The organism is Halobaculum sp. XH14 (genome assembly GCF_032116555.1).
GTDB classification, from domain to species: Archaea; Halobacteriota; Halobacteria; order Halobacteriales; family Haloferacaceae; genus Halorarum; species Halorarum halobium.
On sequence record NZ_CP134949.1, the window covers coordinates 419,027 to 431,434 of the forward strand.

14 protein-coding genes are annotated in these 12,408 nt (G+C 69.9%); 5 read left to right on the forward strand and 9 right to left on the reverse strand.

The window, feature by feature from the left end; all coding sequences use genetic code 11:
* Nucleotides 1–58 precede the first annotated feature (58 nt).
* The 3 genes from RJT50_RS02065 to RJT50_RS02075 form a co-directional block, all read right to left on the reverse strand.
* Nucleotides 59–1,675: a bifunctional N(6)-L-threonylcarbamoyladenine synthase/serine/threonine protein kinase gene (locus tag RJT50_RS02065; protein ID WP_313693613.1), complete on the reverse strand. Its 1,617-nt coding sequence runs from the start codon at nucleotides 1,673–1,675 to the stop codon at nucleotides 59–61.
* Between the two features lie 15 nt (nucleotides 1,676–1,690).
* Nucleotides 1,691–1,999: a 30S ribosomal protein S24e gene (locus RJT50_RS02070; RefSeq protein ID WP_313693616.1), complete on the reverse strand. Its 309-nt coding sequence runs from the start codon at nucleotides 1,997–1,999 to the stop codon at nucleotides 1,691–1,693.
* 121 nt (nucleotides 2,000–2,120) lie between these two features.
* The gene (locus RJT50_RS02075) at nucleotides 2,121–3,368 is read right to left on the reverse strand and encodes an outer membrane protein assembly factor BamB family protein (protein WP_313693618.1); all 1,248 of its coding nucleotides are present in this window, start codon (nucleotides 3,366–3,368) and stop codon (nucleotides 2,121–2,123) included.
* A 223-nt stretch (nucleotides 3,369–3,591) separates the two neighbouring features.
* On the opposite strand from RJT50_RS02075, the gene RJT50_RS02080 reads away from it, so the two are divergent.
* Together RJT50_RS02080 and RJT50_RS02085 are read left to right on the forward strand one after the other, a co-directional pair.
* Entirely contained in the window at nucleotides 3,592–3,873 is a 282-nt protein-coding gene (locus RJT50_RS02080) for a toxin-antitoxin system TumE family protein (protein ID WP_425499717.1), read from the forward strand.
* Nucleotides 3,870–4,298 (forward strand): HVO_A0114 family putative DNA-binding protein, encoded by a 429-nt coding sequence (locus RJT50_RS02085; protein ID WP_313693622.1) that lies wholly within the window; start codon nucleotides 3,870–3,872, stop codon nucleotides 4,296–4,298. Before RJT50_RS02080 ends, RJT50_RS02085 begins: the two co-directional genes overlap by 4 nt.
* Before the next feature lie 246 nt (nucleotides 4,299–4,544).
* On the opposite strand, the gene RJT50_RS02090 is transcribed toward RJT50_RS02085, so the two are convergent.
* Nucleotides 4,545–5,207, reverse strand: a complete 663-nt coding sequence (locus RJT50_RS02090) for a helix-turn-helix domain-containing protein (RefSeq protein WP_313693624.1) — start codon at nucleotides 5,205–5,207, stop codon at nucleotides 4,545–4,547.
* Nucleotides 5,208–5,519: 312 nt separating this feature from the next.
* On the opposite strand from RJT50_RS02090, the gene RJT50_RS02095 reads away from it, so the two are divergent.
* Nucleotides 5,520–6,284 (forward strand): SDR family NAD(P)-dependent oxidoreductase, encoded by a 765-nt coding sequence (locus RJT50_RS02095; protein WP_313693626.1) that lies wholly within the window; start codon nucleotides 5,520–5,522, stop codon nucleotides 6,282–6,284.
* Between the two features lie 127 nt (nucleotides 6,285–6,411).
* Entirely contained in the window at nucleotides 6,412–7,326 is a 915-nt protein-coding gene (locus RJT50_RS02100) for a glycosyltransferase family 2 protein (protein WP_313693628.1), read from the forward strand.
* A 101-nt stretch (nucleotides 7,327–7,427) separates the two neighbouring features.
* On the opposite strand, the gene RJT50_RS02105 is transcribed toward RJT50_RS02100, so the two are convergent.
* Genes RJT50_RS02105 through RJT50_RS02125 form a run of 5 tightly spaced genes read right to left on the reverse strand, consistent with a single transcriptional unit; the run spans nucleotide 7,428 to nucleotide 10,351 of the window.
* Nucleotides 7,428–7,958: a GTP-dependent dephospho-CoA kinase family protein gene (locus RJT50_RS02105; RefSeq protein WP_313693629.1), complete on the reverse strand. Its 531-nt coding sequence runs from the start codon at nucleotides 7,956–7,958 to the stop codon at nucleotides 7,428–7,430.
* Nucleotides 7,959–7,962: 4 nt separating this feature from the next.
* Nucleotides 7,963–8,160, reverse strand: a complete 198-nt coding sequence (gene spt4, locus RJT50_RS02110) for a transcription elongation factor subunit Spt4 (RefSeq protein WP_313693632.1) — start codon at nucleotides 8,158–8,160, stop codon at nucleotides 7,963–7,965.
* Entirely contained in the window at nucleotides 8,161–8,733 is a 573-nt protein-coding gene (locus tag RJT50_RS02115) for a DNA-directed RNA polymerase (RefSeq protein WP_313693634.1), read from the reverse strand.
* A gap of 1 nt (nucleotide 8,734) precedes the next feature.
* Complete coding sequence (locus tag RJT50_RS02120; RefSeq protein WP_313693636.1) at nucleotides 8,735–9,115, reverse strand: type II toxin-antitoxin system VapC family toxin; 381 nt, start codon at nucleotides 9,113–9,115, stop codon at nucleotides 8,735–8,737.
* Between the two features lie 9 nt (nucleotides 9,116–9,124).
* Nucleotides 9,125–10,351: a translation initiation factor IF-2 subunit gamma gene (locus tag RJT50_RS02125; RefSeq protein WP_313693637.1), complete on the reverse strand. Its 1,227-nt coding sequence runs from the start codon at nucleotides 10,349–10,351 to the stop codon at nucleotides 9,125–9,127.
* Between the two features lie 850 nt (nucleotides 10,352–11,201).
* On the opposite strand from RJT50_RS02125, the gene RJT50_RS02130 reads away from it, so the two are divergent.
* Nucleotides 11,202–12,209: a tyrosine--tRNA ligase gene (locus tag RJT50_RS02130; RefSeq protein WP_313693639.1), complete on the forward strand. Its 1,008-nt coding sequence runs from the start codon at nucleotides 11,202–11,204 to the stop codon at nucleotides 12,207–12,209.
* The last annotated feature ends 199 nt before the right edge of the window (nucleotides 12,210–12,408 follow it).

Below are 12,408 nucleotides of genomic sequence, written 5' to 3' on the forward strand. Positions count from 1 at the left end.
AACCGACGGCGACCCCGACCGCCGCCGGGATGGCTTCCGGTCCATCAGCAGAACGGCGCTACTGATACCGCCCGCGCCCCTCGATCCCGCGCAACCGCTCTAACACGGCCTCCTCGCTCACACTAGCGTACCCCTCCTCGAACGCCGCGACCAGCGACGCCGACTCGTCGGCGGTCCCCACGAGCGACTGCTCGAACACGTGGAGGTCCATCGCGTGGTCCTCGACGTGGCCCGACCCGAACCCCAGGCCGAAGTCGAGCAGGAAGACGCGCTCGCCGTCGACCCGCACGTTCCGCGTCGTCGGGTCGCCGTGGACCACGTCGGCCGCGTGGAGGCGCGCGAGGTGTTCGCCCACGGTCCCCACCGCCTCCTCGGACAGCGCCGCCGCGAGGTCCCGCTCCCCGACGCGCTGCATGCGGATCGTCGCCTCCGCGACGTCCACGTCGCGGACGAGCGGGGTCGGCACCCCCTGTTTGCGCGCCTCGGCGAGCAGTCGCGCCTCCGAGACGGTGCGCTCGCGCCGCAGCGTCGCGTCCAGGTCGGGATGGCGGTACCCCTTCGGCAGTCGTCGCTTCGTCACCGCGTCGCCCGACATCTCGACGGTCGCCTCCGCGCCGCGGAGCGCCACGTCGTCCGCCCCGCCGCTCGCCGCGCCGTTCGGGTCGGGAACCCGCGAAACGGACTCGTCGTCGCCGCGCCAGGTGACCGGCACCTCGTCGGGCCGGAAGTTCGGGTCGATGGCCGACTCCGCCACCGACACGGTGTCGCCCGCGGCGGCCATCTTCGCGCCGAGCACGGCGATCATCCCGGCGTTGTCCCGGAGGAACCGTGGCTCGGGCGCGAAGAAGTCGGCCCCGCGCGCCTCGCACATCGCCGCGAGCATCCCCCGGAGGCGGTCGTTCTGGCCGACGCCGCCGCCGAGCACCAGTTCGTCGGTGCCGGTGAGCGAGAGTGCCCGTTCGGCGACCTCGGTCAGCATCGCGAACGTGTGCTCCTGTAACGAGTTGCAGACGTCCTCGACGGGGACGCCGTCGTCGTAGGCGTCCTTCGCGGCGCTCATGATGCCCGAGAAGGAGAAGTCCATCCCCTTCACGACGTACGGGAGGTCGACGTACTCGCCGCCCGCGGCGCGGGCCTCGATCTTCGGCCCGCCGGGGTGTGACCAGCCGACGTGGCGCGTGAACTTGTCCAGCGCGTTGCCGACGCCGGTGTCCATCGTCTCGCCGAGCACGCGATACCGGCCGTCGTGATAGCCCAGCAGGTGGGCGTTCGCCCCGGAGGCGTTGAGACACACCGGCGAGTCGAACCCCGAGCGGTGGCGGCCGACCTCCAGGTGGGCGACCATGTGGTTCACGCCGACGAGCGGGACCTCGAGGGTCCGTGCCAGCGCCCGCGCGGCGGTGCCGACGATGCGGAGACACGGGCCGAGCCCCGGGCCCCGCGAGAACGCGACGGCGTCGATCGGATCGGCGCCGTGCTCCTCGCGGGCCCGCGAGAGCGCCGTCCCGACGACCGCCGGGATCGCCTCGCCCATGTGTTCTGCGGCCTCGCGCGGGTGAATGCCGCCGCTGTCGGGTTCGTACGCGTCGGACTCGATGAAAACCGCGTCCTCGGCGTCGTCGAACACCGCGGCGCTGGCACACCACGCTGTCCCTTCGATGCCCAGGACGCGCATTCGGGGGCGGCCGCCCTACGCCTCTTCGGCCTCGGCGTCCTCCTCGACGCCGATGGCGTTGCGGTCGAGCATGTACGCCTGCTCGACGTCCTCGGCGTCCTCGGCCGTCTCGTACACCTTCGCGTAGCCGATCGTCTTCCGCATGCCGAACTTCGTGTTCAGCTCGTGGACGACGACCTCGTCGGCGTCCTTGTCGAGCTTGGCCGCGAGCGAGTCGCGGACCTGCAGGCGGGCGGGCGTCGCGTCCTCGTGTACGATCTCGAAGCGGACGTCGGTGCGGTGCAACATGGGGTTCCCGTCCTCGGAGATGACGTCGATGTCCATGGTTCAGTTGCCGGAAAATCCGGGTGTTGGGGGGAAAAGGATTTCGAAGCGGCCGGCAGTCCGACGGCGGGCCGACGAGGACGGCGTCGTTCTCCCCCCGGGCGTCGCCCGCCGCCCGGGGTTATCCCGAGTCGTCGCGTCCGAACGCCCGGATCCCGTCGGCGGCGACGACGTACGCGCCGCCCTCGACGAGCGTCGGCGGGCCGCCGATCCCCGAGGCGATCACGTCGGAGATGCCTTTGTCCTCGGTTCGCCGGTGCCACCGTTCGGTCCCGTCCGCCAGGTCGAGCGCGTAGATCCGTGCCTCGGAGCCGGTCTCGCCGACGTAGACGGCCGCGTCGTCGACCGCGGGAGTGGTCGCCGAGCCGCGCGGAACGCCGAACCGCCAGCGCTTGCTCCCGTCCGCGCGTTCCAGGCAGACGACCGCCTCGTTACCCGGGACGATGACCGCGTCCTCCGTGACCGCCGGCGTCGTCCGGCCGTCCGGTTCGACGCCGACGTCGGCGGTCCAGCCCACGCTCCCGTCGGCCACGTCGACCGCGCGGACGAGGCCGTCGGTGTCGAGGAGGAAGGCAGTTCCGGCCGCGAGCGCCGGGCCGGACTCGGACCCACTGGCGACGTCCACCTCCCAGACTGACTCGCCGTCGGTCGAGAACCCGTGCAGTACCCCGGCGTCGCTGGCGACGACGACGGTGCCGTCGGCGACCGCCGGCGGCGCCCGCACCTCGCCGTCGAGTTCGACCAGCCAGCGTTCGGTGCCGTCGGGTGCGAACGAGGCGACCGAGGACGGCGTCTGGAGTTCCCCCTGGGCGGCGTAGACGTCGCCGTCGACGACCGCCGGCGGCGTCGGGCCGCCCCCGCCGAAGTCGGTCCGCCACAGCCGCCCGTCGCCGCCCGGGTCGTACGCCTCCATCGCGGTGTAGCGCTGGACGTAGAGCCGCCCGTCGCCGACGGCGGGGACGGCCGCGGCCTCGCCGCCCAGTTCGACCGCCCACTGCTGCCGGCCGGTCGCGGCGTCGCGGGCGACGAGCAGCGAGTCACGGTTGCGCTCGACCGCGTACAGCGTCCCGTCGGCGACGACCGGCGTGGACAGCCGGCTGAAGAACGACCAGCCAAGCGACGGCTCCTCCGGCGTCGCAGTCCCGTCGAGTCGCCCCCGGCGGTCGGGCGTGTTGCCCCGCTGTGGCCACTCGGTGTCGGTCGGAAGGGGGGTTGGTGACCGGGGTGCCGCGGAGGTCGGGGGCGGCGGCGGGAAGCTGTGGGTGTCGGAGCCGGTCGGCGTCCCGTTCGGTCCGGCCCCAGGGACGCCGGCACAACCGGCGGTGGTGGCGAGGGCCGCGAGGAGGGCGCGTCGCGAGAGGCGGGGCATGCGGTGGTGGACTCTGCCGTGTCGGATGAAGTGTCTTGTGTGCGAGTCGGCGGGTTCCCCTGGTCCCGCTCTCGCCCATCCGGCCCGGCTGGTATGAGCGCGTCGCAGGCGACCATCGGGATCGCGATACGCCGCCCAACAGCACGTCATATGGTATCCTAACCATATGTATGGGGCCCTCCCCATATATTTATGCCGTTGGGGCGACTACCACAGGATGTCGATGGTGTACTCGGTCGTCGAGAACGAAGAAGACCGCGTCGGAACCCGTGTCACGCGCCGACGGATAATCAAAACCGACGACCCACAGTACCCGAGCGGGTACCGCTACGCGCTCCACTACGGCTACACCGACGGCCGGGGCACCATCCTGCGGTACGACAATGAAAACGAGACGATCGGCCGCCATGAGCGTCACACCCCGGACGGAATCGAGCCCATCGATTTCCCCGGCATACTGGCACTGCGCGACCGGTTCCTCGACGAAATCGAGGCCCTACCATGACCGATGACACCCTGAAGATCACGTTCGGACAGGCCGATGACCACCGGCGAGCCGCTCGCGAGCGGCTCCAGCGGGCAGAAGCCGGCGAGAGCGGCGACGCGATCGAACAGGACGCTCGGTTCGTCCTCAACTTCGAGGAGTTTGGCGACGTCGAGCAGCTCATGCGGACGTCGAACCTCGAACTGCTGGACGCGATCATCTCCGAGCAGCCCGAGAGCATTCGCCAGGCGGCGATGGCGGTCGACCGAGACTACAAGGAGGTCCACCGGAACCTGCAGGAACTCGAATCACTGGGCGTGATCGAGTTCACACGGGAGGGAACGAGCAAGAAACCGATTCTCCGAGGCGGAGCCGAAACGATCGACGTCTCGTTTCGGATGAAGGGACACGGCGAGATCGGTGATCGGTCTGGCGCGTCGGCGTGAAAGGACGACGGTGAAACCCGACCACGCCGGTTTCTCGCGGAAGCGTCGATGGGAACCTCGGTAACGGAGTCGTCGTCGCCGTCCGCGCCGCCGAGCGTCGTCCTGCCGACGACGCGGTAGATCGACGCGTGCGCGGCGCTTGCTGCCAGCTCGACGAAAACCACGAGCCGCTGGTCGTCCGGACGGCGCGGACGACCATGGCGTCGTTCCGGCCGCCGGAACCGGGGGCCACCACGAGCGGTCGCGTCAGCGATCGGTGCCGCCGACGTGGAGCGACGAGAACACGGTCGCCTCGATCTTCCGGAGGTGTTCGCCCACGGTCGTCCCGGAGAGCCCGGTCACGGACGCGATCTCCTCGTGGGTCGCCCCGCGGGGCTCCCGGTAGTAGCCGAGGTCGACCGCCACCCGGAGCACCTCCCGCTGGCGCTCGGTCAGCCGGGAGACGACGTGGCGCGGGCCGGGCGTGTACGGGCCGGTCCGTTCGATCTCGATCCTGACGCCCTCGGGCCGCTCGGCGAACGCGTCGGCGAAGGCCGACTCCGTCCCGATGTACGTCGCCCGGAGGCCGCCGTCGTCGGTGTACTCGACCGGCATCTCGATGAGGGACGACGACTCGCGCCGGCCCTCCATGAGCAGCCTCGTCAGGTCGTCCGCCGCGTAGCGCGTGTACGAGAAGAACCCGCCGTCGTCGCCGGAGACCGAGAACTCGACCACCTCGGGCGACTCCGACAGGATTCGGCGGAGCCCCCCGACGTCGCCCCGCCCCTCCGCGAACATGGCGACGGTGTCGTCGTCCAGGAGTTCCATCCGGTGGATGGCGCGGTACTCGAGGCCGAGGTCGAGGACCCGCCGGTCGAGCCGGTTGATCCCGTCCTCGTCGGGGTAGGCGACGACGGTGACGTAGCGCATGCGCCCCGATGGGTCGCCATCCCCCAAGTCGGTGTCTAAAAGCGTCCATGGATGGCCGGCAGCACGCTCACGGTCCCCGGCTGCGGAGCCGTACCCGATGGATTTCGGAGACGCGACGTGGCAGACGGTGGGCTCCGGTCCCGACGCCGGAGCCGAACGAGCGAACGCCCCCGACACTCGTCGGGCTCGGTTCCGCACCCGTCGTGGCGACGCCGCTCCGAAACGTGTGAACCGCTGCGGACGGTGGACGGGACCGGTCCGTGGTTCTCGCCGATCGCCGCGGTTCATCACGGATCGGGTGCCATCCCGCGGATGACGACGCCGACCGACGGGGAGGTCATCGTCCTCACCGGCGCGAACGAGGGGATCGGCTACCACATGCTCAGGGCGCTTGCCGAGGAGGACCGTCGGATCGCCGCGCTCGACGTGAACGGGGACGACGTCCTCGACGTTCGGGACGACGCGACCGCCCGGGTTCGATACGACGAGTGCGACGTCACCGACACCGACGACGTGACGACGGCGGTGAACGACGTCGTGGCGGAGTGGGGCCGGATCGACGTCCTCGTCAACAACGCGGGCGTGGCAGACGTCGGACTCTTCGAGGAGCAGTCGATGGCCGAGACGCGCCGCGAGTTCGAGGTCAACTTCTTCGGCTATCAGCGGCTGATTCGGGCGGTCCTCCCGCACATGCGGGCGCGGGGGACCGGGATCATCCACAACATGTGCTCGGGAACGGCCGACACCGGGCACCCCGGCCTGTCCGGCTACGCCGCGACCAAGGGTGCCATCAAGGCGTTCGTCCGCTCGCTCCGGCTCGAACTCCGCGACACGGGCGTCTCCTGTACGCTGATGGTTCCGCCGTCCGTGGACACGGGGATGACCGCCGACCTGGACTACCCCGAGCGGATGACGGTCGCCCCCGAGAACGTCGGCCGCAAGCTGGCCGGCAAGATCCACTCGACCCGGCCGGTGATCACGCCCGACCTGACGACGCGAGTCGGACTGTCGCTCACCCGGCGGTTCCCGTCGCTCTGGCGACGAATGACGGCGGGGGTCGTCGGCGACCCGGAGTGACGACGCGACCGACCCGGTGGCGACCGCCAGCGGGCGTGTGGCCGACGGCGTCCGGGTGCCGTCGCCCATAAGCGTCCGTGGATGGCCGGCAGCGGGCTCACCGTCCCCCGGCGCGGAACTATCCACGATGACCGACCACCCGCCGACGAGCGTCGTCCTGCCGACGACGCGGTGGACCGACGCGTGCGCGGAGCTGGCCGCCCAGGTGGACGAGGGCGACGAACTGCTCGTCGTTCACGACACCGGGGACGACCCCGTCGCCGGGCGGGACGACGTCCCCGAGGGCGTCCGGCTCGTCGCCGCCGGCGAGCCGGAGCGCTGTTCGGGGAAGGCCAACGCCATCGCCGCCGGGATGGAGACGGCGCGCCACGATCGGCTCGTCTGGACGGACGACGACTTCCACCACCCGCCGGACTGGCTGGCGACGATGAACGCGGACTACGCGGAGCACGGGCCGACCTCGGAGGTGCCGTACTTCGTCGGGCAGGACCCCCTGTCGGTGCTGCTCGAACCGCTGTACGCCTCGGCCGGCTCGCTCCCGCTCGCCCTCGGCAACCAGATCTGGGGCGGCGCGGTCGTGTTCGACCGAACCGACATCGACGAGGCCGCGTTCCTGGACGAGCTTCGGCGGACCGTCAGCGACGACGGCCTCCTGATGGAGCATCTCGACGTGACGACCGTCGGCCGGACGCGACCCGTCCACGTCGGCGGGAGCGTCCGCGAGGCGGTCGAGCGCCCGGTCCGGTGGGGGCAGATCCTCCGGTGGCACTTCCCCGGCGCGATGGTCGGGACGTGGCTCGTCTCGCTGCTCGTCCTCGCCGGTGCGGTCCTGGCCCCGCTCCCCGCGGCGGCGGTGCTGACGGCGGGACACCTCGCGGTCAACGAGGTCCTCGGCGTCCGCCGGTGGACGGCCGTGCTCGCGTACCCGTCGCTGTTCGTCTTCGTCCCGCTCGTGGGTTTCGCGCTCCTCAGCCGGACGTTCGTCTGGGGCGGCCGGCGGTACCGCTGGCGCGGGAAGTTCGACGTGACGGTCCTCGAGTAGCGAATCGTCCGGACCGGACCCGGTTCACGTCACCGCGCGCCGTCGATCCCTGCGGGTTCACAGCCGTTCCGGACGACACGGGAGAACGTGACGCGACGACCTCACCGCCGCTCCAGCAGCTCGAACGCCGCCGCCGCGTCGCCGTCCATCCGCTTCATGAGGTCGCGCGCCTCCGCCTTCGTCTCCGCGGTCACGGGGACGAGCACCATCCCCTCGTCGGGCTGGCCGTAGACGACGCTCGCGCCCTCCGGAGCGGCGACGATGGCGGGGAGCGTGGCGAGGTCCTCCTCGCCGGTCACGTGGACGACGACGTGGTCCTCGCGGTCGATCGCCTCCCGGAGCGCGGAAAGCATGGCAGAAGAGAGCGTCGCGGGCTCGTTGTCGACCTCGAGGCGGTCGTTCCCGCCCGCGAGGACCGCGGCGATCTCCTCGCCCACGGCCTCGCGTTTCGTCTTCCCGTCGAGCACGGAGACGTCGGGGTCGCGGTCGGCGACGCGGAGGTGGTAGGTGACGACGTCGCCGACGGCGAGGATCGGGTCGCCGGCGTCCGCGAGCAGCGCGTCCGTATCGGCGTAGACGTCGCCGAGCGGCTCCTTGAACGCGCCGCGGAGGGAGTCGGGGAGCCGGAGCATCCCGTCAGCGGACCTTCAGTGCGTAGCTGCCCGGCTCGCTCACGTTCATCTCGGGGGCGATCTCCGAGCTCTCGGGGTGGGTGATGATGACGTAGCCGGCCCAGTCCTCCGTGAGCGAGGAGGAGCCGCAGCTGTCACAGGTCTGGCTGTCCGGGTCGTTCACGTAGTGGCACTCGCGGCACGCGAGCCGGTCTTCCGCCATCTAGCTCCCCTCCGCGGTCGCCTCCCGCTCCTCGGCGTCGGCTTCCAGCCACTGGTGCTTGCCGAGGCCGGGCTGTTTCGCGGTGAGGCCGATCTTGGAGTCGCGGGGGTTGCGCTCGTCGATGCTCTTGGTCACGACGCGAACCCGGACCGAGTCCTCGACGCCGAGCGTCTGGTTGGATTCGGTCGAGGCGAGCTGCTGGTTCTCGCCGTCGTAGGCGAGGTACTCGTCGGAGATCTGCGAGACGTGGAGCAGCCCGTCGACCGGGCCGATGCCCACGAACGCGCCGAACTCGACGACCTCGACGACGTTGCCGTCGACGACCTCCTGCATGTCCGGGTCGAAGGTGACGGCGTCGAACTCCGCCTCGTAGTAGACGCCCGGGCGGTTCGGGAGGACCGCACCATCGCCGATGTCGTTCACCCGGGTGACGCTGACGACGCTGCCCACGTCCTCGTCCATCCGCCCTTCGAGCTTGTCCTGCAGCAGCTTTCGCACCCTGCTGTTCGTCACGTCGGCCAGGTGTTCGGGTGGCACCTCGACCGTGTCCTTGAGTCGTACCCGCTTGTACATGTTATTGTGCTGTTACCGCCAGTGTGTTCCCGCCCCTTAAACAGATTACGCGAACGGCTCGGTCCGCGAGCCGCTCGCGCAGGGGGCCGTCGTTCGTGACGACGTAGCCGTCGAACCCGCCCGACGCGAGTTCGACGACGGCGTCGTCGGCGTACGATTCGTCCGTCTCGACCACGCGGGCGCGCTCGGCGAGATCCCGGCCGACCGCGGCCGCTTTCGCCTCCGCGCCCGCGCCCTCCCGCAGCTTCTCCAGTTCCGCGAGGACCGCCGCCGGGGTGACGTACTCGGCGTCCGCCACCAGCGCGTCGACCGCCTCGAACAGCCGCACGTCGCACTCGACGGGCATCATGAGCGCGTTCGTGTCGAGGACGACGGTCGTCACGGTCGATACCTACGTCAGGGTCCCGACGCCGATGAGTCGCCAGCGGGCGCCCATCCGTCGGTTGATCGCGATCTTCGCGCCCGCCTCCGCACAGACCGGGCGCTTCAGCGACACCTCGCACTCGCCCTCGCGGGCGCTCGTCACCGCGCCGACCGTCGTCGCCGTGCCCACGGTGAGCATCAGCGGCTCGCCGGTCGAGATCTCCTCGACCTCGCCCTCGCCGACGACGCGCTCTAACAGTTCGACGTCCATCTCGAACGCCTCGCGCGTCGGCGGGAGGCTGCCGGGCTCGCCGGCGACCTGGCCCGCGAGCGCGTCGCCCTTCGTCAGGCTCGGGTCCAGGCCGGTGCCGACGCCGAGCAGGCCGCCCGGGCCGACCGTCTCGGCGGGCTGGCCGCCCGCCTGGAGCGACCGGACGCTCGTCTCGATCGGCCGGTACTCGGACTGGCCGCCCTCCTCGACCTCGCGGCCGGGTCGGAGTTCGAGGTCGTCGCCGGCCTCGAGGGTACCCTGCGAGAGCGACCCGCCGAGCACGCCGCCGAGCAGTTCGTCGGCGGTCGTGCCGGGCCGGTTGATGTCGAACGAGCGCGCGACGTACATCCGCGAGGCGAGCGTCTCGTCGCGCTCGGGCGTCGGGATCTCCGCCTCGATCGCCCCGATGAGGTAGTCGACGTTGATCTCCTGCTGGGCGCTGATGGGGACGATCGGGGCGTCCTCGGCCACCGTGCCCTCGACGAACTCCTCGATCTGGGCGTAGTTCTCGCGGGCGCGGTCGGCGCTCACGAGGTCGATCTTGTTCTGTGCGATGACGATGTTGTCGATGCCGATGATGTCCAGGGCCATCAGGTGCTCCTCGGTCTGGGCCTGGGGCACGTCCTCGGTCGCGGACACGACCAGGACCGCGCCGTCCATGATGGACGCCCCGGACAGCATCGTCGCCATCAGCGTCTCGTGGCCCGGCGCGTCGACGAACGAGACCGTCCGCAGTAGCTCGGTCTCGACGTCGTGCTCCGGACACGTCTCCTCGACGGTGAACGCCTCGGGCTCGTCGCACTCGGGACACTTGCGCAGCGTCGCGTCGGCGTAGCCCAGCCTGATGGAGATGCCGCGTTTCATCTCCTCGCTGTGCTGGTCGGTCCACGACCCAGAGAGGGCCTGAACCAGCGTGGTCTTGCCGTGGTCCACGTGGCCGACGAGTCCGATGTTCACCTCCGGTTGTGTGTTCTCCGTCACCATTGACCTCCGAGAGAGATTCTCGTTGTGGATTTTTCGGCCCGAGCGAATGATAAAGGTGCTGTTCTGGGGTTCCGCGCCGCCTTGCGGTTTTCCCGCTCGCTTCGTGTGAACGTGTGTCAGTGAGTGGTTTCGGTTCGGGTTCCGGTGGTGGTCATTGCGGGGACGGCCGTGGGGACGAACACACTGATTTCGTTGGTGACGACGTGCACCCGCTAATTTCAGTGACGCCGTGCAGACCGCTGCTGCTTGACCTAGGAGGACCTCGCCCTCCCCAGCCTCCTGCGATGCTCGCTCGCAGGCTCGCTGCGCTTCTCGTCCCTCGCGCGCATCCGGCGGGCACGGAGGCCCGCCGGCACGCGCCGACCGCACTTGGACGGACGAGGTTCGTGGCGCGCGGCGTTCACGAGAGCTCCGCTCTCGTGAGCTCACGAGACGCACGGCGTCTCGTGAACGGCCAAGCGGAGCGCGGCCGCTCGTGCGAGGCTCACGCGAGCGCAGCGAGTCTTCCGTGAGCGCGGACCGTCAAGCACCGCAGCGCGACCGGAGGGAGCGCGAGGAGCGTGGTTCGAAAGGCGCGAGCGCCGTTCGTCATCACGAAAACCTTCGGTTTTCGAACGACAGCGGCCGCACCGAGTCGATAGCCGCGGGGGCTTTCGAGGCGGTCCGACCGAGACGAATGACTCCGACCCCGACAGGAGCTCCCGAGGCAGTTCGAACGGAAGGAACGGCCGGGTCGGGGACGTCCGCGTTCACCACTGTACCAGTCCCTACGACGATACCCGTCAAGACCCCCGAGACGAATCGGCATACATCCGAAAGAAGTAATCCTACGACACCAGTCAGGACGGACATGGACGCCTACGAGCGGATTACCCGGAACGTCTCCGAGGTAGTCACCGAGGAGGAGGTGCGGGCGCTGGCCGACGACGCCGACGGCAAACGGGCGTACGTCGGCTACGAGCCGTCCGGCGTCCTCCACATCGGGCACATGCTGACCGCGAACAAGCTCATCGACTTACAGGAGGCGGGCTTCGAGGTCGTCGTCCTCCTGGCCGACGTGCACGCCCACCTCAACGACAAGGGGAGCTTCGAGGAGATCCGCGAGACCGCAGAGCGGATGAAGCGGCAGTTCATCGCGTACGGGCTCGACGAGGAGCAGACCGAGTTCGTGTACGGCTCCGAGTTCCAGCTCGACGAGGAGTACGTGCTCGACCTCCACGAACTCGAGGTGTCGACCACGCTCAACCGCGCGCAACGGGCGATGGCCGAGATCCAGGGCGGCGACACCGCGAAGGTGAGCCACGTCGTCTACCCTCTGATGCAGGCGCTCGACGTCGAGTACCTCGATCTCGACCTCGCGGTCGGCGGGATGGACCAGCGGAAGGTCCACATGCTCCACCGCGAGATCGTCCCGGGGCTGGGCTACGAGTCCCGGCCGTGCCTGCACACGCCGATCATCGCCGACCTGACCTCCGGCGTCGGGAAGATGTCCTCCTCCTCGGGCGTCTCGCTCTCGATGGAGGACTCGACCGCGGACATCGCAGAGAAGGTCAACGCGGCCTACTGCCCGCCGACGCGGGACCCCGACCCCGACGACGAGGGGAACGAGCGCGAAAACCCCGTCCTGGAGATCTTCCGGTTCCACGTGTTCCCGCGCTTCGAGACGGTCGTCGTCGAGCGCCCCGACGAGTACGGCGGCGACCTGACGTACGAGGAGTACGAGGACCTGGCCGCGGACCTGGAATCGGGCGAACTCCACCCCGCCGACGCGAAGGGTGCGCTCGCGGACTACCTCGACGAACTCGTCGCGCCGGGCCGCGCGGTGCTCGCCGAGTTCGCCGGCGACGCCGACCAGTAACGCCCGATCCGCCGGTCACCGCCGTCCCCGTTCTCGCCACTCCGATCGCTCCACAGCACGTCGGAGTACCTGCGTTTCCACGTCGGAGTACCTGCGTTTCCACGTCGGAATTCCCTCGTCTCCCGACCACGACGGTTCCATTCGTGGCACGTGTTCACTCGCGACAGATACTACTACCTGAACGTCAATTATAACGGTC